Here is a 23,024-nt window from a genome sequence, read left to right on the forward strand (position 1 = left end):
TGACCGGCAAAAGCACTTACACAAAAGGGTTTACAGGCTCTTTCAGTCATTCCTTTAATGCGTAAATTGCTCTCTAACCACTCTCTCAGCCCACCCTTCCATATCCTCTCTCGATACTTGCAGCTCCCCCAACCCCTTTGGATGATTCACCCCTCTATGCCCGTCTTGTCCATATAATTGATCAAACAAACTATTTGGCCAATTCAATGAGCTCTTCACCACTCCACGCCGTATCTTTTCAAAATCATTCCGCCATGTTTCGCTATCAACGCCACTCAACACTTTGGTAGAAAGCATTTTCACCCCATCCGATGCATCCACCTCTAGCAATACAAATTCACTGCCATTACGTTGCACCCCAACGGCTTTAATCACTCTTGGTGAGCCATCTTTACACAGATGTAATCGGCTACGCCCAACTTTTGGCAAAACCAAGGTTTCTTCAAAAAGCACCCGACATGCAAATTTAGTTTTTAGAATTGAAAGTAGCTCATCAAAAGCAGCAAATCGATTAGCAAAAATAGAGTTGTAATTGGTTGCATCCTGCTTCCCACCCACATCTGCCGCTGCTAGGACACCACCTAAGTGTGGCTCATCAGTACTAACCAAATTACTATTTTCACTTGTTGTTGCTTCTTCTTTTTCTAAAATAGTTTGGCTACTTTTTCTTGCCCTGCGAGATTTTTCAATTCGACTAGGTCTACTAAAACTTATCCATGTCGGCTCAGCCTCTATGACTCGTGTGTCTGTGTCTATATTGGCTGTTTCCTCATCGTCCAACTGTAGATGCTCATCATCAACAACTGACTCTGTTGAAACCGCTATGTGCTGCGTACTACCATCACCTGCCTCCTTTTCCTGAAAAGAGGCATGGCTAATAGCTGTTGTGCTAGGAAGCATAGCGTTGATTTCTAAACCTACTATTTCCTCAACTAAATAATCCTTATCCTCGTTAGAAGAACGTCCTTTTACATGTAATTTCCAACCCTGCATGGGCGGAGGGTCAAAGCTAAAGCACCAGCTTTCAACGCCGTTCTTAATTTCTCTATTTTGTTGATAGTGCCTAAAAATACTTTCATACGAATCCATAACATCTTGATCCGAAAACAACCAAACCAAAAGCTGCACTACGGCCGACTGCTCTAACGCCCCTTTAGGAAACGATGAACTGGGTAAGATCCTTATCTCTAAATGATCTCGCTCAACCTCATACTGAACGTCGAACTCTTGCTGTAAAGCGGTACTGCTCAAACAGCTTCGACAGAAATAGGAGTTAATTAAAAATAATGACCGAGCTAGCTCTAACTGTGGGATGTGATAACGAGTCTTGCTATATGGTGTTTCAGCTTCGTAAATAAATGAACTCTGCGCTCCATCCTTGTTGCGTACGGAAGCAAAGGACGAGAGATTAGGAAAATCGATTATTTTGGCTCGTTGAAGATCCGATGCTTCAAACTCAATCACACGATCCGCCTTATTTATTTGCTTTGTTGTACTGTTAACCACCTTAGCTCGACTTAATAAAGGCAAATGAGTAAATCGAGTCCATTTCCGTTCTTGCATTGGATTAAACCAAACAAAAATACGCCACTCCTTATGACCCGAGTTACGGAATAAATGACCAATATGTACAACCTGCACATTGTCATTAAATGTAGCTAGCCTAACCACTCACTCTTCCCCATAAACCATTTCCAAGAATCTTTGTGCTTCCTCAGTTATCCGCTCTTTAGATAACGTTGCACTTCTTAATAATCGCCAGCGCCTAAGCTCAACATCTTCCTGTTTAAGCTTAATAAAAGCTTGGCTAATCCGTCTAATTTGATAATCTTCCACACTCTCTGAGTAACGCTTTAAGCAAAGCGCTACCAAAGGCAGTTTCTGTAGATTTTTTGCAAGAGAGGTTCCGTTAGGAGTTTGCTTTAACAGCCAGCTCGATGTCGCTCTTGGGTGATCAAGGCTACTATCTAGACGCTTTATGATTCTTAATAGTTGTCGTACAGCAATTCGATCTCTTTGGTTCCAATCAACTCTAGGGGCGGGTGCCAGACGCTCTTGTTGATGCTGTTGATTCCAGTGAACTAGCCAATCCCTGTCATGTCGGTAAAGCCAAGCGTATAGCACCCCACCCTCTAAAGACTGTCTTGCCGCCTTAATTCCTTGGTATTTATGCACTAGTTGCTGCCAGTCTTTATGCTTAACAGATAAATCTTCAGAGTTAGGTTGCACAGACTGGCTAACAGGTCTTGTCGTTATAGAGTGCTCAGTAAGAGCACTTGCCTGCTGTAGCGCTTCTATAACCGTTAGTTTTGGCAATAAGGCTTGCCACACAATACTATGCTGTAAATAACTAAAGGCTTTTCTATGCTTACGGAATATACTTTTCAGCCAACACGTGTCCTTGTTCTCTGCCAACTTTAAATCCAGTTTCTCTAGTGCCTCATCACTAAAAGTCTGCCTCACTCTCTCCGCCACCAAGTCATGACGAATGTGCTTGCTTTTGGTTAGCCCTAGATCCTGCGCTAAGCGCTGATAAAACAGCGTCCACTGCTCAAGGCTTGGGGAAAGCTCTTGCGCTCGTGGAGCATCTAACAGAGGGGCTATATAAGCAGCTAGTGCTGTTAATTGAGATAGGGAGTCTTTGGGGTAGTCTGAAAGCAGCTCAGTATGACCCAAAGCCCAAAATTGATGTCGGTGATCATCTACAGCTCTATCAAAGAAGACTAAAGCACCGTGTTTTGGACAATATGGCAAAGCGGGCAAATACCAATCTCGTTGCCAAAAGGCTTCCCCATACCTATTTAGCTGAAGAGCAACGCAATCAGGGCAGTATCTAAAGCGGTTATCGCTCTTAACTCTAGAAGCAGCGACTCCTAGCATTAAATGCACCGCACCTTGCGCTTGGTACTCCATTAACCGAATAGCTTCGTCTCGGCGCTCCTTGCCTACAAACGGAGCATATAAAGGGAATAAGGTATGCTCATAAATAAGCTGCTGAACAGCGTAACGTCCTGTTTGATGTAGATGTCTTGCTATCACACCTAAATGCGAGGGCAGACCTAAGGTAGCGACCACCTTGCGGTTGCCATACACCTCATCCAACAGCTGCTTAGGACTAACAATCCCTTGATAAACGCCTGCCCGTGCAATAGTGCTATAAATCAGCTCATTCGAGTACGGAACAGGAAAGTTTCTCATGGCTAACCTGCTTGTTTAAATAAGCTCGCCATATCCACTATTACCCCTTTCCCTTTTAACCGTTCATGCATGGTTTTTTCAGGTTGGCGTTGTGAATAGATATAACGTAAATCCGTATCAGGCAAGCTATCCCAGTCGCTGGGCTTGACTACCTTTATAGCCGAAACCTTTTTACTCTTGGAGGGCTTTTCTAGTTCTGACACTACCGTTTCGCCTTCCATCAACCACTGCAAAACAAGAGGCAGTAACTTTTGTCTTGTCATCGTTGGATTCTGGCTAAACGCTTTTTTAATAGTGGGAATTAACAGGCTTGAATCGTAATCCTCTTTCAGCATCAGATATAAATGACGCTGATCTTCGGTATCTAACTCTTGAAGGGCTTTTTCTTCTGGTGTTTGTTCTTGTATCGCTGCGATATCTAGCTGAAGTTGGATTAACCGTTTATCAATCTCGGGAACGACTAGATCAGAATAACGAGCAATGCGTTCTGGGATACCCGAGCGTAATGCCTCTAGCATGGGGTGCACAGGCTTTAACTCATCTTGATACACTTGCCGCAATAAACCAGCGGTAATACGCTCATTGCCTAAAGCTAGCGCACGGAGCTGAGCGAGTACAAAAAGTTTTACTACAATGTCCATCACTCCTTGGCTTAGCTCATACCACACATCACGGACCTCATCCGATAACAGCGCATCTTTGCGTTGTAAAAGCTGTAATTGCCAAAGATTATCCGTAAAAGCGATCCACTCTTGATTGGGCTTTCCACGTTGCGTTTGTTGTATAGGATCCCAGAATATAGCTCCAAACCCTGCCCCTCTACGTGCAGACCGCAAATCAGCCTCAAAAATCTCTCGTGCTTTAGGGGTACCAATCAACATCACTGGTACGCCAATAATATTCACCATCGTCACAAAAAAGTTCAGCATCTCTTGAGATCCACCCGAACGAGAGCGGCTTAAATGCTGAATTTCATCAATAACCAACAACCCTAAAGCATGTGCATTGGCTATTTGCGACATCAAAGCCAACATGGTTTCTATACCATGACGTTTTAAGCCATAACGACGCTCATAGTTCGAGCCCAAGGCTCGATCCAACGCTCTGAAAAAATTCAAGCAGATTTCTTTTAGCGAACCATTATGCGAGCAGTCTATTTTCAAATACACCACCTGCTCTACATTGAGTTCACGATGGTAAATCACCTGAGGATACGTGGCTAGAATACGATGAAGAGAGGTCGTCTTCCCACTACCAGAACAACCAATTAACAATAAGCTTTGTGCCGTAGATCGTGCCTCCTCAAAGCGAAATGTCTCCAACTCTCCCGTTTGAACACGCTCATAACCATTTTGTAAATGCTTTTGTAAATCTCCTGTTTTAGGATTTCTGCCTACGTAGCCACCTCGAATCATGACCGAAATACGCTCACTTAGTAGCAAATGCGTACCTAATGGCTGAAAATAGTCATCTGGAATACGACAAATGGTATGAGCTCTGATAACACGGGACTTTTGCAAGTCAGAGGAAGTAAGCTGTAAAGAGGATTTCAGTGATGCAGCACTATTCACTGACTCTTGTAATGGTGGTAAGGCCTCGATAAAAGGATTATCACGATAAGCCTCTACCCCCGTATCACGATAAACTGCTTGAATCCGGGTAGCACTCATGACTCATCCTTTTCTGGTGGATCCTGAAATAATTCAGGCACGTATGTGGGTAGGCTGTAATCTTCTTGATCATCCGCTTCCACTGCGTTGAAAGGAATAACTTTAGCCTCATCACCTGAAGAGCTTGGCTTCAAATGCTCCGCACGTTTTTTACGCTCCGAGGTCACGGCTTCTTTTTTATTAGTTTTAATCTGCTTAATGCGTGTTGATTTGGGCTCAGTAGTACTGGGCGTTAACTTATTCGCTTTCTGAATGGTTTGCTGAATAAACGCCTCAAGCTCCCTGCGTTTAGTTAACTCATCCTGCTTCGCATTGGCTTTATTGTGTTTTTCTTGTGCTTGTATATCCCAAACCTCCCAAAATGAGAGACCTTTAAACTGCCGACTACGTTCCGTCAGATTACAGCGCCAAAATACACGGCTGCCAACTTGCGGAAACAAATAAATCGTATCAACCAGCACTGGGTCATAAGCCGCTTCTAAATGTTGAGGTCTAGCTATATCAGTGCTCCGCTGCAACCAACCCTCACGCAGAATCTCTGACCCCGAGTAATACAAACCCCACAAATTAACGCCAAATGAAGAAATAGAGACCTTTCGGCGAGGCAGTAACGCTACTCGCAACTGCTCTTGCTCCACAGCCCTTAAACTACCTGTACGATGCTGCATACCCCATTGCCATAGCTGGACAGGAATAGACGGTAAATCTGTAGGAAAATCAGCATCTCGATCGTATTTATCCATCACCAGATGGTTATTTCTGAATAAGATCGTACGCAAAATAATTTGTGTGAACTCAAATACCGACAGAGATGCATCTAACCTATAGTCTGTTTCACCATGGCTTTTGATCCGACTGCCCTCTACAATGCCAGGTGCAAAGGACTTAAACTCGGCTTGTAGTGTTCTAAAAGTGCTTTCCACTATGCCTTTAGCATCGCCACGTCTAGGTGGAGCACTTTCCACTCGCACATTAAAACTAGAAACTAAGGCTTCGACCTGATGACTCATTAATTCGCCACGGTCCGCTAGCAACACATCTGGCAAACCTACACACGGCCAGTCTGAGCTACTAATCTCAATATCATGCTGGGCACAAATGGCCGTTTTGTCAGAGCAAGCATTTACAAAAGCCTGCATCGCCACCACATAAGACGGATTTTCAAAGCCGATATAAAAGCCCGTGATCATCCGACTAAACACATCAATCACAATGTAAAGCGTTGGTCTTCCTATGATTTTTTGGCGATCATGATGATCCACTAAATAAATATCAGCAATCGTGGCATCAATCTCATAACGACTCCCAGGGCCTAACGCCTGAGAAGTGGCTGTACTACTTAAGGGTCGTACGTCTTTTTTATATACCCCTGCTTTAACTCTAGACTTTAAGCGCTGAGCTTTAGGGTATTCTCGATCATAAAAATAACGAAACTGACGTAGTGTTGGGTAATCCTCTTGGGGAATGCGAGGAAAATACTGAGCAAACAAGTCCACAAATCGTCTATAGGCAACGGTGGTCTTTGTACCTTTTTGATTTAACAGGTGCTTTTCTATGGTCAACCTAAAAAGGCGTTCAATCTCGGGCGTTACCTTGGTTCCTTCACCCTTACCATATTCTCTGGCTCGGCCAATCTTTGCTGTTCCTGTCGCTGAACGTCTTTCCCCTGGTGCACCGCTGTTTTTGTAGTCAGGAATTAATGCATTAGGCGTTTGACCACGCTGCCAGTAACGGCGTAACAACTTATAAACTGTAGCCTTAGTAACCTTATGTTCTTGGACCACATGCTCAACGAGTTCGCTTCTGACTTTAGGGTCGAAACGATCCTTACTATTAATAATAGGAAGAATTTTTCGATAATCCTCCTCGCGCTTCTGGAAGCTGACAGAATCTACAGACGGCTCTTCTAAATCAAGATGTACATAAGGGTCATCAGTTCTAACTAAGCGGCCTTCATCTAAATACTGCATTAGCAACAACTCAGCCCTAGCTTGTGGAACTCCTTTATCAGCGCTTATTTGCATCCAGACAACTTGGCCATCCTCTATAGCCAAAATGCGATACGGATCATTATCAAATAGCACAACCTCATTAATTTGCCACATAGCGCAACTCCTCCATATTCACTACTTGGCTAATACAGAGATCTGCACACTTATTTGCCCTGAAAGACTTATAAATATTGAACTTAATAAAACCATTTGCGGTTAAGGCTCGTATCTCACTCAATGTTTTGCCTAACTCCAAATCATAAGCAATATCAACCTGCTTACAGACATTGATAATGTTTTCATCTCCTTTTTCTTGCAGGATATGGGCCAATGGGGATAGTTGTGCTAAAAGCTCCGCAGAAACTTCTTCTGTTTTCACTGAATAAAGCCATTCAATATTTTCTTTTACTACGGGATTTATTTCTTTATCAGTAAAAATGAACCAAGGAATTTGCTTTTGCTGCCAATAGCGACGCTCTAGTTCTAGTTTTTCTAAGGTACGCTCGTCTTGTAAGGCTGCTGCAGGTTTGACTTGAATAGCAAACTGCTCAAAAGGACCATCTTTGCAGTCCACTAAAAAATCAGTAGACATAACCTGATCTACACCACGAATAACAGGATGCTTAATACCACTATCTATTGCAATCTGCCTGGTATCACTAGGTAATAAGGGGAACTGCTCGCGTATATCTAGCACGCTGCTCTCCCACTCAAGACTGAGAAAAACAGCAAGCTCTAAGTCAGATAGCAAATGATGGACTCGTCCCGTCTTATGAGAATAAATACGGTGGGAACGACCTGAAGAAGGAACTTCTTGTACTGTTAGCCATGGAATATAGTCTTTACCATGCCCTTGGCCACGCCCCTCTTTAATACGACGGGCAATTTGCACTTCAGAAAATGAAGAGTTTGCTTTAGCCATAACAAAAGTCCAGTATGCTTTTTCACAGCATAACTGGACTGATTTCAGTTTACAACTATTCTGTCTAGTTTAAGACTTTATTGTCATAGTTTAGATCTATTTTGTTCAGTTTAAGACTTTATTGTCCGCCCACAGCTGGATTTTTAAATCAGAGTGAGATTACTCAACCGTCACTGATTTCGCCAAGTTACGTGGTTGGTCAACGTCTGTACCTTTAATCAATGCAACGTGATAAGACAACAGTTGCAGAGGAACAGTGTAGAAAATTGGTGCGATCAGCTCTTCAACATGGGGCAGTGAAACAATTTTCATATTTTCACTGGCTTCAAAGCCTGCATCTTGGTCAGCGAATACATACAGCAAACCACCACGCGCACGGACTTCCTCAATGTTCGATTTGAGTTTTTCTAACAGCTCATTGTTAGGTGCAACGATGATAACAGGCATATCAGCATCAATTAGCGCTAATGGGCCATGCTTTAATTCACCCGCGGCATACGCTTCTGCGTGAATGTAAGAAATCTCTTTTAATTTCAGAGCCCCTTCAACGGCAATAGGGAATTGATCACCGCGCCCTAAGAATAACGCGTGGTGTTTATCAGAGAAATCTTCTGCCAATGCCTCGATAACTTTATCTTGCGATAACATGCTTTCAATACGTGCAGGCAGTGCATGTAGAGCGTGAGAAATGTTTTCTTCGAGCTCAGGGTTAGCACCTTTCAAGCGGCCCATATACGCAACTAACATCAATAAGACGGTTAACTGCGTGGTAAATGCTTTAGTGGATGCCACACCAATTTCGGCTCCTGCCTTGGTCATCAGGGCAAATTCAGATTCACGTACCAGTGAAGAACCTGCCACGTTACATACCGCTAAAGATGTCAAATAGCCTAATTCTTTTGATAAACGAAGAGCGGCCAGTGTATCTGCGGTTTCACCTGATTGAGACAACGTAATCATCAGGCTGTTTTTACGGTGTGCGGGGTTACGGTAGCGATACTCAGAAGCAATTTCTACATCACAAGGAATACCGGCTAAAGATTCAAACCAATAACGTGCAACCATTCCCGCATTGTAGGATGTCCCGCATGCGACGATTTGGATATGTTCAACTTGAGATAAAATTTCACTCGCACGAGGGCCTAATTCGCTTAAATCGATACCATTGTCTTTGTCAAAACGCCCTTCAAGGGTGTTTTTAATTGCCATTGGTTGTTCGTAAATTTCTTTTTGCATGTAATGGCGATAGACGCCTTTATCACCTGCATCATATTGAACGTTTGACTCAATTTGCTCGCGATCGACCGCTTCACCATTTTTATCAAAAATGCGAACTGTGCGACGAGTAACTTCAGCAACATCCCCTTCTTCAAGGTAAATAAAGCGACGAGTCACAGGCAACAGCGCTAATTGGTCTGATGCTAAAAAGTTTTCACCCACACCTAAACCAATAACCAATGGGCTACCAGAACGTGCAGCAACTAATAAGTCAGGAATACGGCTATCCATGATCACGGTACCGTAAGCACCGCGCAATTGTGGGATAACACGTTGAACCACTTCCACCAGCGTGCCACCTTTTTGTTGTTCATGGTGAACAAGGTGAGCAATCACTTCGGTATCAGTTTCTGAACTAAAGATATAACCGAGTTTTTTCAGTTCATCTTTCAGTTCTAAATAGTTTTCAATAATGCCGTTATGAACAACCGCAATATAACCAGAGGTATGCGGATGAGCATTGCGTTCACTTGGAATACCATGAGTCGCCCAACGGGTATGTGCAATCCCCGTTCCACCCGATACTGGGTTTTTCTCCGCTTCTTCCGCTAACATTTGTACTTTGCCCACTTCACGTAAGCGTTGTAAATGTCCTTCGTGATCAACGACAGCCATACCGGCTGAATCATAACCACGGTACTCAAGACGACGAAGACCTTCTAACAGAATTTCTGCGATATCACGTTGTGCAACAGCACCTACAATTCCACACATGTTTTTTAATTCCTAGACAAAAAGTTTCTTTCTTGAGAAACCTTTATTTGTCGCAACCTAATTGTTGTACAGTTTTCACTGTTCCCCAGCCTTGTAGAAAATGGGGATATTATTTTTATGTTGCTACCTTGGGTAGCTATTTTAATTTCGCTATTTAATTAGCGTTTTATCATAGAAGAGATATCGCTATCTCTCCTCAAAATTTACTTATTTTTTCTTAACTGGACGTTGCCAGTTTTTAATATGCATTTGCTTTACACGGCTAACGACAAGTTCGTCTTCATTCACATCACGCGTTACCGTCGTGCCAGCACCTATTGTTGCACCTTTGGCAACAGAAACTGGCGCAACTAACTGAGTATCAGACCCTACAAACACATCGTCACCAATAATGGTTTTGTGTTTATTGGCACCATCATAATTACAAGTGATGGTTCCTGCGCCAATATTGACGTTATCACCAATTTGCGCATCCCCGAGGTAACTTAAATGACCCGCTTTAGAACCTAAACCTAAAGAAGCATTTTTCATTTCGACAAAATTACCTACGTGCGCTTTGGCCGCTAATTTAGCACCTGGGCGTAAACGAGCAAAAGGACCAACCGTACATTCAGCTGATAATTCAGAGTTTTCTATGACTGAATACGGGCTAATCACTGAGTTATCACCGATTACACAGTCTTTCAAAATACAGCCAGATTGAATATGTACGTTATTCCCTAATGTGACATTACCTTCAATAATCACGTTAGTATCAATAATAATATCGCGACCATGAGTCAGCGTTCCGCGCAAATCAAAACGTGCAGGGTCAATCAACATCACGCCGGCTAATAACAGTTTTTCAGCTTGTTCTTTCTGATAAACCCTTTCTAACGCAGCCAGTTGTAGGCGGTTATTTACCCCTTCCATCTCACTTAAATGTTTAGGGTGAACGGTTGCAATTTTATTACCTTCTTTATGTGCCAATGCAATAATATCAGTAATATAATATTCGCCTTGTGCGTTATCGTTGTTCAGCTGAGCCAACCAACGTTTAAAATCTTTGCCACTGGCAACCATAATTCCAGTGTTGATTTCTTGGATTTTACGTTGCTCTTCGCTGGCATCTTTTTGCTCGATAATACCGACGACTTCATTGTTTTCACGAATGATACGGCCATACCCTGTTGGGTTATCTAAAATAACCGTCAACAAGCCAATACCACCTTCTGGCTTCACTTCGATTAAACGATCTAAGGTATCTTTGGCTATCAACGGTACATCGCCATATAACATGACAATATTTTCATCGTCTTGGAAACACGGTGCAGCTTGTTGCATCGCATGGCCAGTGCCAAGCTGCTCAGCCTGCAATACCCAGTTGAGGTTTTGCTCACCCAGTTTTTCTTTCAGTAAATCACCGCCATGTCCGTATACCAGATGAATATCTGATGCACCAATGGATTTTGCTGTATCTATAACATGCTGAACCATCGGTTTGCCTGCAAGCAAATGCAAAACTTTAGGTAGCTCTGAATACATCCGTGTGCCTTTACCGGCAGCTAAAATCACGACACTTTTTCTTTGCACAGTCATTTTTCCTGAAACTCCAACTTAGGGATGAAAGTAAACCTATTTCCTTTATAAATTACTACATATTTCGCTCAAATAAAAAAGCCAGTTAGACTTAACCAACTGGCTTTTTTTACTATACCGCTATCATTACATTAGCTTTTTAGTTAACTCGATGACTCGAAGTTTCGCTATTGCTTTTGCAAGTTCTGCTGATGCCTGAGCATAATCAACATCGCCGTGAGCTTTACGGACGTGTTCTTCCGCTTTGCGTTTAGATTCCACTGCACGAGCTTCGTCTAAATCTTTACCACGGATCGCTGTATCAGCGAGTACGATAACACCATTTGGTTGTACTTCTAAAATACCGCCGGAGAGGTAAATTAGCTCTTCTTCACCAAACTGTTTGGTAATACGTACCATGCCCGGTTTTATGGCAGTCAGCAGCGGGGTATGCTGCGGATAAATCCCCAGCTCACCTTCACTACCTGTCACCTGAATTTTCTGTACCATGCCTTCAAACATTTGTTTTTCAGCACTTACTACAGTCAGGTGGTATGTCATTGCAGCTACCATATCAACCTCCTGTCAGCTGGATTAAAGCTTTTTCGCTTTTTCCACAGCTTCTTCAATGGTACCAACCATATAGAACGCTTGTTCTGGCAGGTGGTCGTAATCACCGTTCAGGATCCCACTGAAGCCACGGATAGTGTCTTTCAGAGAAACGAACTTACCTGGTGAACCGGTAAATACTTCAGCAACGAAGAATGGTTGAGACAGGAAGCGCTGGATCTTACGAGCACGAGCAACAACCAGTTTGTCTTCTTCAGACAGTTCATCCATACCCAGGATTGCAATGATATCTTTCAGTTCTTGGTAACGTTGCAGAATAGACTGAACGCCACGAGCAACATCATAGTGCTCTTGACCAACAACCAGTGGGTCAAGCTGACGGCTAGTAGAATCCAGAGGGTCAACCGCAGGGTAGATACCCAGTGATGCGATTTGACGGCTCAGAACTACCGTTGCGTCTAAGTGAGCAAAGGTGGTTGCTGGTGATGGGTCAGTCAAGTCATCCGCAGGAACGTAAACCGCTTGAACGGAAGTGATAGAACCTGTTTGAGTTGAGGTAATACGTTCTTGCAGAACACCCATCTCTTCCGCCAGCGTTGGCTGATAACCTACCGCTGAAGGCATACGACCTAACAGTGCTGATACTTCAGTACCTGCCAGTGTATAACGATAGATGTTGTCAACGAACAGCAGTACGTCACGACCTTCGTCACGGAATTTTTCAGCCATAGTCAGACCAGTCAACGCAACGCGCAGACGGTTTCCTGGTGGCTCATTCATCTGGCCATAAACCAGTGATACTTTATCCAAAACGTTTGAGTCGGTCATTTCATGATAGAAGTCGTTCCCTTCACGAGTACGCTCACCAACACCTGCGAATACTGAGTAACCTGAGTGCTCAATCGCGATGTTACGGATCAGTTCCATCATGTTTACTGTTTTACCAACACCCGCACCACCGAACAGACCAACTTTACCACCTTTCGCGAATGGACAGATTAAGTCCATTACTTTGATACCGGTTTCCAGCAGTTCTGTTGAGTTAGCTAACTCTTCGTAGCTAGGTGCAGCACGGTGAATAGACCAGCGCTCTTCTTCGCCGATATCACCTTTCATATCAATAGGCTGACCCAGAACGTTCATGATACGTCCTAAAGTTGCTTTACCTACTGGTACTTCAATTGGGTGCTCTAAGTTTACAACTTCTAAACCACGGCTCAGGCCATCTGATGTACCCATTGCGATACAACGGACAACACCACCGCCTAACTGTTGCTGAACTTCCAACACCAGTTTTTCTTTACCGTTAACAACCTCAAGAGCGTCGTACACTTTTGGTACGTCATCTTGAGGGAACTCGACGTCCACAACGGCGCCGATTACCTGGATAATCTTTCCAGTAGCCATCTTGAATCCTCTACGTAATTCGTAAACCTAGCTGTTAAACCGCGGAAGCACCCGAAACGATTTCGGTAAGCTCCTGAGTAATGCTGGCCTGACGAGCTTTGTTGTAAACCAACTGTAACTCTTTGATCAGGTTTCCACCATTATCAGTAGCGGCTTTCATCGCTACCATTCGTGCGGCCTGCTCACTAGCCAGGTTTTCAACGACGCCCTGATAAACCTGCGACTCGATATAACGACGTAGCAGGGTATCCAGCAACGCCTTAGGATCGGGTTCGTAAATGTAATCCCAAGACTTCTTCTTCAGTGTTTCATCATCACTTGCAGGCAATGGTAACAATTGAAGAATAGTTGGCTCCTGAGACATTGTATTGATGAACTTATTCGTCACCACATACAGTTTATCCAAACGCCCTTCATCATAGGCTTGTAGCATAGTGTTAACTGGACCAATCAAGTCCGAAAGCGTTGGGTTATCCCCCATTCCGGTAACTTGAGTCACGACATTGCCGCCCACAGACCCGAAGAATGATACCGCTTTAGAACCGATTAAAGCCAAATCAACCTGAACGTTTTTCTCAGACCATGACTTCATCTCTGCTAACAGTTTTTTGAACAGATTAATGTTCAAGCCACCACACAGACCGCGGTCTGTTGAAACAACCAGATACCCGACACGCTTAACTTCACGCTCTTCGAGATATGGGTGTTTATATTCCAGATTACCTAACGCTAGGTGACCAATCACACTGCGCATGGTTTCTGCATAAGGACGGCTGGCCGCCATGCGTTCCTGCGTTTTACGCATTTTGGACGCAGCGACCATTTCCATCGCTTTAGTGATCTTTTGTGTATTTTGTACACTTCCGATCTTGGAACGTATCTCTTTTGCGCCGGCCATTTCTGCTTCTCCTTATTAACCAGACGGCCCTAAAAATTCGGGCCGAATAGTATTACCAGGACTGAGTTGCTTTAAATGATTCGAGCAGTTTTTTCAACTTGCCTTCGATATCATCGTTATAGCTACCAGCCGGGCCAATTTCGTTCATAAGGTCAGCATGCTCGCGCTGTGCAAAAGAAACTAAAGCAGCTTCAAACGCACCAATTTTCGCTAACTCAACATCATCCAAGAACCCACGTTCTGCCGCGAACAGAGACAATGCCTGCTCTGCTACTGACATCGGTGCGTACTGTTTCTGTTTCAGCAGTTCAGTTACTTTCTGACCATGACTTAACTGTTTACGAGTCGCGTCATCGAGGTCGGAAGCAAACTGAGCAAACGCTGCCAGTTCACGATACTGAGCAAGTGCGGTACGGATACCACCAGACAGTTTCTTGATAATTTTAGTCTGAGCAGCACCACCAACACGAGATACTGAAATACCTGGGTTAACCGCTGGACGAATACCAGAGTTAAACAGGTTAGATTCCAGGAAGATCTGACCATCTGTAATCGAAATTACGTTTGTTGGTACGAATGCAGAAACGTCACCAGCTTGGGTTTCAATGATAGGCAGAGCTGTCAATGAACCTGTTTTGCCTTTAACTTCACCTTTAGTAAAGTTTTCTACGTATTCAGCGTTAACGCGAGCAGCACGCTCAAGTAAACGTGAGTGCAGATAGAAAACGTCACCTGGGTAAGCTTCACGCCCTGGTGGACGACGTAGCAACAGTGAAATTTGACGGTATGCCACAGCCTGTTTAGACAGGTCATCGTATACGATCAGTGCATCTTCACCGCGGTCACGGAAATATTCACCCATCGCGCAACCAGCATATGGTGCTAAGTATTGCAGAGCAGCTGATTCAGATGCTGTAGCAACAACAACGATAGTATTTTGCAGCGCGCCGTGCTCTTCCAGTTTACGAACTACGTTAGAAACGGTAGACGCTTTCTGGCCGATAGCCACGTACACACATTTGATGCCAGAGTCGCGTTGGTTGATGATTGCATCGATTGCCAAAGCAGTTTTACCTGTTTGACGGTCACCGATAACAAGCTCACGCTGACCACGACCGATTGGGATCATGGCATCGACTGATTTATAACCAGTTTGAACTGGTTGATCAACAGATTGACGGTCGATAACACCTGGAGCAATAACTTCTACAGGAGAGAAGCCATCGTTATCAACAGGACCTTTACCATCAATTGGTTGACCCAGTGTATTCACAACACGTCCTAGCAGGCCACGGCCTACTGGAACTTCAAGAATACGACCAGTACATTTAACTTTCATGCCTTCTGCCAAGTCGGCATAAGGACCCATAACGACCGCACCAACAGAGTCACGCTCTAAGTTCAGTGCGATAGCGTAACGGTTGCCAGGCAGCGCGATCATCTCACCCTGCATGACTTCGGCTAAACCGTGAATACGAATAATACCGTCATTAACGGATACAATCGTACCTTCATTGTGAGCTTCACTCACAACATCGAACTGAGCAATACGCTGTTTGATCAGTTCGCTGATTTCGGTGGAATTCAGTTGCATATGCTCCAGTCCCCTTAAGACTGCAAGACGTCAGTTAAACGCTCTAAGCGACCGCGGATACTCCCATCAATGACGAGGTCTCCAGCACGAATGATCACTCCAGCAATAACAGACTTATCAATTTTGCAATTCAGCTTAACTTTGCGTGACAGACGTTTTTCCATCGCTGCAGAAATTTTAGCTGACTGCTGTTCACTCAGTTCGTTAGCGGATAAAACATCAACTTCAATGGTTGATTCCAGAGAATCGCGCAATTGGATAAACTGCGTTAAAACTTCTGGTAGCGTCGTTAAACGCCCGTTATCTGCCATAACACGAATCAGATTCTGAACATGCTCGTCAATTTCATCTCCACAAACAGAGATAAACGTTTTAGCTAATGTTTCTGGTGCAATAGAACCAGAAAGCAGCTCCCCAACCTGTTCATTGCGCGTCACCTCAGCGGTGAAGGCCAGCATTTCCTGCCATTTAGCAACAGCTTGGTTTTCCACAGCAAAGTCAAAAGCTGCTTTGGCGTAGGGGCGAGCTACAGTAGCGATTTCAGACATGCCCCTCCCTCCTTACAGTTCAGCGACTAGTTTATCAACGATGTCGCTGTTAGCAGCTTCATCCACGGAACGTTCGATGATCTTCTCGGCACCTGCGATAGCAAGCATCGCAACCTGTTTACGTAACTCTTCACGTGCACGTTTACGCTCAGCATCAATTTCAGCTTGCGCTTGTGCGACGATTTTTGCACGTTCTGCTTCTGCTTCTGCTTTTGCTTCATCAATCATTTGAGTGCGTTGTTTATTCGCTTGTTCAATGATGACTTGTGCTTCAGCTTTCGCTTTTTTCAGTCGGTCGGTTGCGTCGGTTTGCGCCAGTTCCAGGTTCTTTTTAGCACGTTCTGCGGAAGATAAACCGTCAGCAATTTCTTTTTGACGTTTTTCAATGGCCGCCATAATCGGTGGCCATACATACTTCATACAGAACCAAACAAACAGGACAAACGCGATAGCCTGGCCGAGGATTGTTGCATTTAGATTCACAGACAATACCTCATATTCATTAGTGAATTAATGTTCTTACAGTGTTCCGTAACGTTAATTAGGCAACAGCGAACATTACATACAAGCCCAGACCAACAGCAATCATCGGAATAGCATCGACCAGACCCATTACGATAAAGAACTGTGTACGCAGCAGAGGAATTAAATCTGGCTGACGAGCAGCACCTTCTAAAAATTTACCACCTAGGATGCCGATACCGATCGCAGCACCGATCGCCGCTAAGCCCATCATCACAGCGGCAGCCATGTACAGCAGATCCATACTCAGGTTTTCCATGACAGTCTCCAGTTTGTTTCAGTTAATACAATTATTGATAAAATTAAATTAGTGTTCTTCAGATGCCATCGACAGATAAACAACCGTCAGAACCATAAAAATAAAGGCTTGTAGCGTAATAATCAGTATGTGGAAGATAGCCCAAGGTAGGCTTAACAACCACTGTGACCACCACGGAAGCAGAGCCGCGATAAGAATAAAGATCAATTCACCTGCATACATGTTACCAAACAGTCGCAGACCGAGTGATACAGGTTTTGACAGCAGGCTTACCCCTTCAAGAATCAAGTTGACTGGAATGAAGACAGGATGATTAAAAGGCTGCATTGTGAGCTCTTTTGTAAATCCGCCAATTCCTTTCATTTTGATGCTGTAGAAGAGGATTAGGATAAACACACCAATAGCCATCGATAATGTGACACTAACATCTGCGGTTGGTACTGCACGTAATGCAGGTAACCCGAGATAATGTTCAGCAATATACGGAAGGAAATCAATTGGGAGTAAATCCATCAGGTTCATTAAGAATACCCAGACGAACACTGTTAATGCTAAAGGAGCAATAACTTTGCTCTTACCGTGATACATATCACGGACTGAGTTATCAACGAAACCAATGATCAGTTCTATTGCAGTCTGTAACTTACCGGGTACGCCACTAGTCGCATTGGCTGCAACTCTTCTAAATAGCCACAGGAACAGAGCCCCGAGAACTACTGAGAAAAAAAGCGAGTCAATGTTCAACGTCCAAAATGTTGGACTAGCGTGGGGATCGACCAACTTAAAGGTACTCAGGTCCAACTGAAGGTTTCTCAGATGGTGGCCTATGTAATCCTCTGTAGTCATCACTTCTCCTGATGCAGACATGATGCCTCTTACCCTTTTGTAGTTTAAAAATACTTACCGTTTAAAAACGGCTGGTGCAACAATCTGAACAATTAGCACCGCTAAATAGGTCAAACCCAGTGGTGTTAATGACGCTTTGAACACACCGAAAGCAACAACTAAAACAGCGATAGTTGTAACAACCTTTAGCCCTGCTCCTAATGCTAAGAACCAGGCAATGCGGACAGGTTCATCCTCTCCTTTTGCTTTCTGAAATTGTGATAGCAGCATAAATACGATATTTGGTAACCAGCATGCTAACCCACCAGCAAGAGCAGAGGCCCCCCATTCTATACTATTTGCACAGAAAGCCCCACTGAGGATCACTAAAGTTATCAACTGAACAGACAACTGCTTTACAGCATGCTTGTTGTCATAAAGAGATACAGACATAACTTTTGTTTACTCCCAGCTCTTCTCAGCCTCAGAAACGCTAAGTGTTGTATAAAACTGCCTTTGCGTAAATGTGTCAAGAGACAAAAACGTGCAAATTATACGGGCAGGCGAAATGAATTCAATCAGTAAGTAGCGAAAAGGTGAATAAATATTTAATTTTTTCGAGTTAGCGCAGAATTGTCGCTATAATATTTAATAAATAGTTAATGAATTGCTGCATATATTTATATAAATGTGATGCATATCACATTTAACTTTATTCACTTTATTTATTCCTTCAATTTTATTCATAATAAAAAATAGATTTAATCTGTAAATCAAATAATTAAAGAAAGCAATTCCTAAGCAAAATTTTGAAGGAATAAATCCAATATTTTTCGATTAACTATTTTTTTTGCTAAATCGATTAAGTAAAAAGCATCAACTAGCCTGCATTTTTTCTTTCAACGCCTTATTTTTGCAACTTATTCGTTATTGCCGTGTAAATACTACGTAAAATATATATTTTTATTATCTGACGAAAAATAAAAATAGCTGGCCGTTTGTAAACGTCCAGCTATCGCTCTAAATGATAAAATTATTTGATAGAAAGCAACTTTATTTCATCGAAATTTTAACTAAATGACGCTGCTCATCAAGTTCGGGCACTTCAAGTTCAGTGATCGATTCAATCATAAACTCTTCTGGTAGTGCCATTTCATCATCACGAATGACGCCTTTCAGTGCATAAAAACGCCCTTCTTTTGAAGGTAAATGATGGCACCAACTCAACATATCGTTTAATGATGCAAATGCGCGGCTAATCACACCATCAAAACCATTTCCAGCCGGATATTCTTCAACACGAGATTGAACAGGTTCGATGTTAGTCAGCCCTAACTCATGTTGAACCTGTTTCAAAAAGCGTACACGCTTCCCTAGGCTGTCCAACAGAACAAAATGGGAATCTGGTCGAACAATCGCTAAAGGCACGCCTGGTAGACCAGGGCCTGTTCCAACATCAATAAAACGTTGCCCGATGAGTTGACCGTTCACCACTATGCTATCCATGATATGACGGATTAACATCTGTTGTGGGTCACGCACAGACGTCAAGTTATAGGCTTTGTTCCATTTAACTAATAACCCAACGTAATCAACTAACTGCTGTTTTTGCTTTTCCGTTAAATCGATATCGGTTTTGGCAAGTAATTGATTGAGTTTTGATAATAAATCCATGTTAAGCGCTCCGGCGCAGCATGCCTTGCTTTTTCAACCAAACAAGTAAAATAGAAATTGCCGCAGGGGTGATCCCTGATATACGTGAAGCTTGACCGATCGAGGTTGGTTTATGATCATTTAATTTTGCCATAACCTCGTTTGATAACCCTTTAACCTGTTTATAATCAAGGTCAACAGGCAACATCGTGCTTTCATTGCGTAACTGTCTTTCGATCTCTTCTTTCTGGCGCGCAATATAACCTTCGTATTTAACTTGGATTTCCACTTGATCCGCGGCTTGTGGATCAGTGATCGCAGGGGCAAATAAATTCAATGACGTCAGCATTTGATAAGTCATTTCAGGACGACGCAGTAAATCTTCACCGTTCGCTTCTTTTGATAACGGAACGGTTAAAATTTCATCTATTTCTGTATGGTTATCTGATTTAGGGTGAACCCAAATGTCTTTTAAGCGCTGACGCTCTTTTTCAATCAGTTCCACTTTGTTGTTAAAGTGAGCCCAACGAATATCATCGACTAAACCTAACTCACGCCCTTTTTCGGTTAAACGTAAATCCGCATTGTCTTCACGTAGCATCAAACGGTATTCCGCACGTGAGGTAAACATGCGGTAGGGTTCTTTTGTCCCTAAAGTACAAAGGTCGTCAACCAATACGCCAATGTAAGCTTGGTCACGACGAGGGAACCAACCTTCTAAACCAAAGGCGTGTTGTGCCGCATTAAGGCCTGCTAATAAGCCTTGAGCTCCTGCTTCTTCATAACCTGTCGTGCCGTTAATTTGGCCAGCAAAGAATAGTCCATCAATAAATTTACTTTCAAGCGTTTGCTTGAGATCTCTAGGGTCAAAGAAATCATATTCAATGGCATAGCCAGGACGAATGATCCTCGCATTTTCCATTCCTTTCATAGAATGAACAATTTGCATTTGGACATCAAATGGTAAGCTGGTGGATATCCCATTAGGATAAATTTCATTGCTAGTTAAGCCTTCAGGTTCTAGGAAGATCTGATGTGAATCTTTATCAGCAAAACGCATGACTTTATCTTCGATCGAAGGGCAGTAACGTGGGCCGATCCCTTCAATCACTCCTGCATACATAGGGCTGCGATCCAAATTGTTTCTGATCACTTCATGGGTTTTTTCATTGGTATAGGTGATATGGCAAGGCATCTGTTGTGGATGTTGATCTTGTGAACCTAAAAATGAAAAAACAGGCATTGGGTCGTCACCTAGCTGTTGAGCTAACTGACTGAAATCAATAGTTCTTGCATCAATGCGTGGTGGCGTTCCTGTCTTTAAACGATTAACACGTAAAGGTAATTCTCTCAAACGTTGAGAAAGTGAAATTGAAGGAGGATCTCCTGCTCGACCACCACTGTAATTTTCTAAACCAATATGAATTTTACCATCAAGGAAAGTACCAACAGTTAATACCACAGCTTTGGCTTTAAATTTTAAGCCCATGCGGGTAATAGCGCCTGTAACTCGATTGTTTTCAACAATTAAGTCTTCTACAGGTTGTTGGAAAATCATTAAGTTAGGCTGGTTTTCTAAAGCCATTCTGACAGCTTGGCGATAAAGAACACGGTCAGCTTGTGCTCGAGTTGCACGAACTGCAGGCCCTTTGCTGGCATTTAATGTTCTAAATTGAATACCTGCTTTGTCGGTTGCTGTAGCCATTAAGCCACCGAGGGCATCAATTTCTCTAACCAGATGCCCCTTACCGATCCCACCGATGGCTGGGTTGCAAGACATCTGGCCCAATGTATCAATATTGTGAGTCAGTAATAGGGTTTGACGCCCCATACGTGCAGCTGCCATTGCTGCTTCAGTACCGGCATGACCACCACCAATTACGATGACGTCAAATTGCTCTGGATAAAACATGTGTGAACCTTAAACGTTAGAAAATGCGGATTGTGCATTTGAGGAGAGAATTCTACTCAAGTTTGAGGAAGAGACCAAGCTTTAGGTTTCTCCCTTATATAATATTAAGATCTTTTTATTTAAAGATCTCTTTATTAGATCTTTTATTAGGATCACGGGTTTCTGTGGATAAGTGGATTTTCACTTTAAAGATCATAAAAGTGTAAAGGATCATATACTGTGAATGATCCGTGATCCGTTTGCGTATAAGCTGGGATCAAAAAGGGTACTTATGCACAGCCCTTGTCGGTCTTAAAACTTATACTCTGGATAACTACGGGTTAATACCGGGATCTTCCCTGAGTTATCCACAGTTGATTGCTGGTAATTTAATCAAACTAGAGTTCGTTTGCCCAAATTTTAACCCATTCACCTGCGGGATCTTCCGGTATTTCGTGTTGTTGGACATCAATTTCCAAACATTCACCGATCCTTTTAGCCCCTTGTTTGATTAATAAAGCATCTATTTTGTGGATCGCACCACAGAAAGTGTCATATTCCGAGCTGCCGATCCCTACAGAACCAAATTGAACTTGGCTGAGATCAGGAGCGCTTTCTTCTATTGAATCAAAAAGAGGTTGAATATTTTCAGGGAGATCACCTGCACCATGTGTTGAGCTTACCACCAGCCATATGCCTTCAAGTGTTAAGTCACCAAGCTTTGGACCATGTTGAATTTCAGTTTCATGACCGAGTTCTTCTAAAATCTCAGCCATGTGCTCGGCAACATACTCCGCACTGCCCATTGTACTGCCACTTATTAAGGTTACTTTTGTCATGGTGATTCTCTTTCACAATAATAGGGCGCTATTGTATGCTGTGAATGAGCTGGGATCTACCTGTGGATAATGTGGTTATATCATTTTTTTTCTACGGATTGATTGTTCGTAAGATCGGGTTTTGTAAGGAGATCAGTGTTTCAGTGGATTGTATCTCATCAATGGTCTGAATTTTGTTGATAAGTACGTCTTGTAAAGAATCGATAGAACGGCACATCACTTTAATAAAAATGCTGTATTGCCCTGTTGTGTAGTACACCTCGACAACCTCTTCTAAGGCATCCAATTTTTTTAGTGCGGTTGGGTAATCTTTTGCACTTTTTAAAATAATGCCAATAAAGCAACAAACATCGAAGCCTAATTGTTTTGGGTTGATATCAATACGTGTGCCTTTAATAATTCCTGCTTGCTTCATTTTTTCGACGCGGACATGAATTGTCCCAGGGCTAACAGCGAATTTTTTAGCTAATTCTGCATACGGTGTACGTGCATTTCCCATTAATTCGTGAAGTATGTCACGATCGAGATTATCGATTTGATAATTTTCCGGCATTATTTCACCTCTATTTTAACGATTATTCATTTTTATACCTGTTTTTTTATTCAAAATAAACAATAAAGGCTTTTTTTAATGATGGATATTGAATTTATACCTCATTTTGTTGCTTAATCTATACATCAGCTAACA

The 23,024-nt window shown here is 42.9% G+C and carries 20 protein-coding genes; all 20 read right to left on the bottom strand.

The annotated features are described in order from the left end of the window. Positions 1-54: 54 nt before the first annotated feature. A complete protein-coding gene (locus M1E86_RS00200; RefSeq protein WP_000251879.1) occupies positions 55-1,671 on the bottom strand; it encodes a Tn7-like element transposition protein TnsE in 1,617 nt (538 codons plus the stop codon). Next, on the bottom strand, positions 1,672-3,198 hold the full coding sequence (locus M1E86_RS00205) for a TnsD family Tn7-like transposition protein (protein ID WP_001243518.1): 1,527 nt from the start codon (positions 3,196-3,198) through the stop codon (positions 1,672-1,674). It lies immediately after the preceding gene. Positions 3,199-3,200: 2 nt separating this feature from the next. Continuing rightward, on the bottom strand, positions 3,201-4,868 hold the full coding sequence (locus M1E86_RS00210) for an AAA family ATPase (protein ID WP_001276994.1): 1,668 nt from the start codon (positions 4,866-4,868) through the stop codon (positions 3,201-3,203). Further along, complete coding sequence (locus tag M1E86_RS00215; RefSeq protein ID WP_000267723.1) at positions 4,865-6,973, bottom strand: DDE-type integrase/transposase/recombinase; 2,109 nt, start codon at positions 6,971-6,973, stop codon at positions 4,865-4,867. Before M1E86_RS00215 ends, M1E86_RS00210 begins: the two co-directional genes overlap by 4 nt. Next, positions 6,960-7,781: a TnsA endonuclease N-terminal domain-containing protein gene (locus tag M1E86_RS00220; protein WP_001029679.1), complete on the bottom strand. Its 822-nt coding sequence runs from the start codon at positions 7,779-7,781 to the stop codon at positions 6,960-6,962. The genes M1E86_RS00215 and M1E86_RS00220 overlap by 14 nt, the downstream gene beginning before the upstream one ends. Positions 7,782-7,940: 159 nt before the next feature. Next, positions 7,941-9,773 carry a glutamine--fructose-6-phosphate transaminase (isomerizing) gene (gene glmS / locus M1E86_RS00225; RefSeq protein WP_213914571.1) on the bottom strand — a complete coding sequence of 611 codons (1,833 nt, stop codon included), beginning with the start codon at positions 9,771-9,773 and terminating at the stop codon, positions 7,941-7,943. A gap of 207 nt (positions 9,774-9,980) precedes the next feature. Further along, a complete protein-coding gene (gene glmU, locus M1E86_RS00230) occupies positions 9,981-11,351 on the bottom strand; it encodes a bifunctional UDP-N-acetylglucosamine diphosphorylase/glucosamine-1-phosphate N-acetyltransferase GlmU (RefSeq protein WP_125893827.1) in 1,371 nt (456 codons plus the stop codon). A gap of 126 nt (positions 11,352-11,477) precedes the next feature. Continuing rightward, positions 11,478-11,903: a F0F1 ATP synthase subunit epsilon gene (locus M1E86_RS00235; protein ID WP_004906291.1), complete on the bottom strand. Its 426-nt coding sequence runs from the start codon at positions 11,901-11,903 to the stop codon at positions 11,478-11,480. Between the two features lie 21 nt (positions 11,904-11,924). Further along, entirely contained in the window at positions 11,925-13,307 is a 1,383-nt protein-coding gene (gene atpD / locus M1E86_RS00240; protein WP_004906293.1) for a F0F1 ATP synthase subunit beta, read from the bottom strand. Between the two features lie 34 nt (positions 13,308-13,341). Beyond that, the gene (gene atpG, locus M1E86_RS00245) at positions 13,342-14,205 is read right to left on the bottom strand and encodes a F0F1 ATP synthase subunit gamma (protein WP_125893829.1); all 864 of its coding nucleotides are present in this window, start codon (positions 14,203-14,205) and stop codon (positions 13,342-13,344) included. A gap of 52 nt (positions 14,206-14,257) precedes the next feature. After that, a complete protein-coding gene (atpA, locus tag M1E86_RS00250; protein ID WP_004906297.1) occupies positions 14,258-15,799 on the bottom strand; it encodes a F0F1 ATP synthase subunit alpha in 1,542 nt (513 codons plus the stop codon). A 14-nt stretch (positions 15,800-15,813) separates the two neighbouring features. Beyond that, positions 15,814-16,347 carry a F0F1 ATP synthase subunit delta gene (gene atpH / locus M1E86_RS00255; RefSeq protein ID WP_125893831.1) on the bottom strand — a complete coding sequence of 178 codons (534 nt, stop codon included), beginning with the start codon at positions 16,345-16,347 and terminating at the stop codon, positions 15,814-15,816. A 12-nt stretch (positions 16,348-16,359) separates the two neighbouring features. Then, positions 16,360-16,830, bottom strand: a complete 471-nt coding sequence (gene atpF / locus M1E86_RS00260) for a F0F1 ATP synthase subunit B (protein ID WP_042846802.1) — start codon at positions 16,828-16,830, stop codon at positions 16,360-16,362. A 58-nt stretch (positions 16,831-16,888) separates the two neighbouring features. Next, positions 16,889-17,128: a F0F1 ATP synthase subunit C gene (gene atpE, locus M1E86_RS00265; RefSeq protein ID WP_004093904.1), complete on the bottom strand. Its 240-nt coding sequence runs from the start codon at positions 17,126-17,128 to the stop codon at positions 16,889-16,891. Positions 17,129-17,176: 48 nt separating this feature from the next. Continuing rightward, entirely contained in the window at positions 17,177-17,995 is an 819-nt protein-coding gene (gene atpB, locus M1E86_RS00270; RefSeq protein ID WP_042846803.1) for a F0F1 ATP synthase subunit A, read from the bottom strand. Positions 17,996-18,028: 33 nt separating this feature from the next. Next, on the bottom strand, positions 18,029-18,406 hold the full coding sequence (atpI, locus tag M1E86_RS00275) for a F0F1 ATP synthase subunit I (protein ID WP_125893832.1): 378 nt from the start codon (positions 18,404-18,406) through the stop codon (positions 18,029-18,031). A gap of 600 nt (positions 18,407-19,006) precedes the next feature. Then, positions 19,007-19,627 carry a 16S rRNA (guanine(527)-N(7))-methyltransferase RsmG gene (rsmG, locus tag M1E86_RS00280; RefSeq protein WP_213914572.1) on the bottom strand — a complete coding sequence of 207 codons (621 nt, stop codon included), beginning with the start codon at positions 19,625-19,627 and terminating at the stop codon, positions 19,007-19,009. A gap of 1 nt (position 19,628) precedes the next feature. Continuing rightward, positions 19,629-21,518: a tRNA uridine-5-carboxymethylaminomethyl(34) synthesis enzyme MnmG gene (gene mnmG, locus M1E86_RS00285; protein WP_213914573.1), complete on the bottom strand. Its 1,890-nt coding sequence runs from the start codon at positions 21,516-21,518 to the stop codon at positions 19,629-19,631. Positions 21,519-21,895: 377 nt separating this feature from the next. Next, complete coding sequence (gene mioC / locus M1E86_RS00290; RefSeq protein WP_213914574.1) at positions 21,896-22,336, bottom strand: FMN-binding protein MioC; 441 nt, start codon at positions 22,334-22,336, stop codon at positions 21,896-21,898. A 91-nt stretch (positions 22,337-22,427) separates the two neighbouring features. Continuing rightward, positions 22,428-22,889 (bottom strand): transcriptional regulator AsnC, encoded by a 462-nt coding sequence (gene asnC, locus M1E86_RS00295; protein WP_125893840.1) that lies wholly within the window; start codon positions 22,887-22,889, stop codon positions 22,428-22,430. Positions 22,890-23,024 lie beyond the last annotated feature (135 nt).

Origin of the sequence: Providencia sp. PROV200, from assembly GCF_049901995.1 — a bacterium.
Classification (GTDB): Bacteria; Pseudomonadota; Gammaproteobacteria; order Enterobacterales; family Enterobacteriaceae; genus Providencia; species Providencia rettgeri_E.

Excerpts from the sequence above, each read along its gene's own strand:
- glmU (WP_125893827.1), bottom strand. The coding sequence starts at position 11,351 with ATGACTGTGCAAAGAAAAAGTGTCGTGATTTTAGCTGCCGGTAAAGGC.
- atpH (WP_125893831.1), bottom strand. The coding sequence starts at position 16,347 with ATGTCTGAAATCGCTACTGTAGCTCGCCCCTACGCCAAAGCAGCTTTT.
- M1E86_RS00235 (WP_004906291.1), bottom strand. The coding sequence starts at position 11,903 with ATGGTAGCTGCAATGACATACCACCTGACTGTAGTAAGTGCTGAAAAA.
- atpA (WP_004906297.1), bottom strand. The coding sequence starts at position 15,799 with ATGCAACTGAATTCCACCGAAATCAGCGAACTGATCAAACAGCGTATT.
- rsmG (WP_213914572.1), bottom strand. The coding sequence starts at position 19,627 with ATGGATTTATTATCAAAACTCAATCAATTACTTGCCAAAACCGATATC.
- atpD (WP_004906293.1), bottom strand. The coding sequence starts at position 13,307 with ATGGCTACTGGAAAGATTATCCAGGTAATCGGCGCCGTTGTGGACGTC.
- asnC (WP_125893840.1), bottom strand. The coding sequence starts at position 22,889 with ATGCCGGAAAATTATCAAATCGATAATCTCGATCGTGACATACTTCAC.
- mioC (WP_213914574.1), bottom strand. The coding sequence starts at position 22,336 with ATGACAAAAGTAACCTTAATAAGTGGCAGTACAATGGGCAGTGCGGAG.
- mnmG (WP_213914573.1), bottom strand. The coding sequence starts at position 21,518 with ATGTTTTATCCAGAGCAATTTGACGTCATCGTAATTGGTGGTGGTCAT.
- atpI (WP_125893832.1), bottom strand. The coding sequence starts at position 18,406 with ATGTCTGTATCTCTTTATGACAACAAGCATGCTGTAAAGCAGTTGTCT.
- atpG (WP_125893829.1), bottom strand. The coding sequence starts at position 14,205 with ATGGCCGGCGCAAAAGAGATACGTTCCAAGATCGGAAGTGTACAAAAT.
- atpB (WP_042846803.1), bottom strand. The coding sequence starts at position 17,995 with ATGTCTGCATCAGGAGAAGTGATGACTACAGAGGATTACATAGGCCAC.
- M1E86_RS00210 (WP_001276994.1), bottom strand. The coding sequence starts at position 4,868 with ATGAGTGCTACCCGGATTCAAGCAGTTTATCGTGATACGGGGGTAGAG.
- glmS (WP_213914571.1), bottom strand. The coding sequence starts at position 9,773 with ATGTGTGGAATTGTAGGTGCTGTTGCACAACGTGATATCGCAGAAATT.
- atpE (WP_004093904.1), bottom strand. The coding sequence starts at position 17,128 with ATGGAAAACCTGAGTATGGATCTGCTGTACATGGCTGCCGCTGTGATG.
- M1E86_RS00220 (WP_001029679.1), bottom strand. The coding sequence starts at position 7,781 with ATGGCTAAAGCAAACTCTTCATTTTCTGAAGTGCAAATTGCCCGTCGT.
- M1E86_RS00205 (WP_001243518.1), bottom strand. The coding sequence starts at position 3,198 with ATGAGAAACTTTCCTGTTCCGTACTCGAATGAGCTGATTTATAGCACT.
- M1E86_RS00215 (WP_000267723.1), bottom strand. The coding sequence starts at position 6,973 with ATGTGGCAAATTAATGAGGTTGTGCTATTTGATAATGATCCGTATCGC.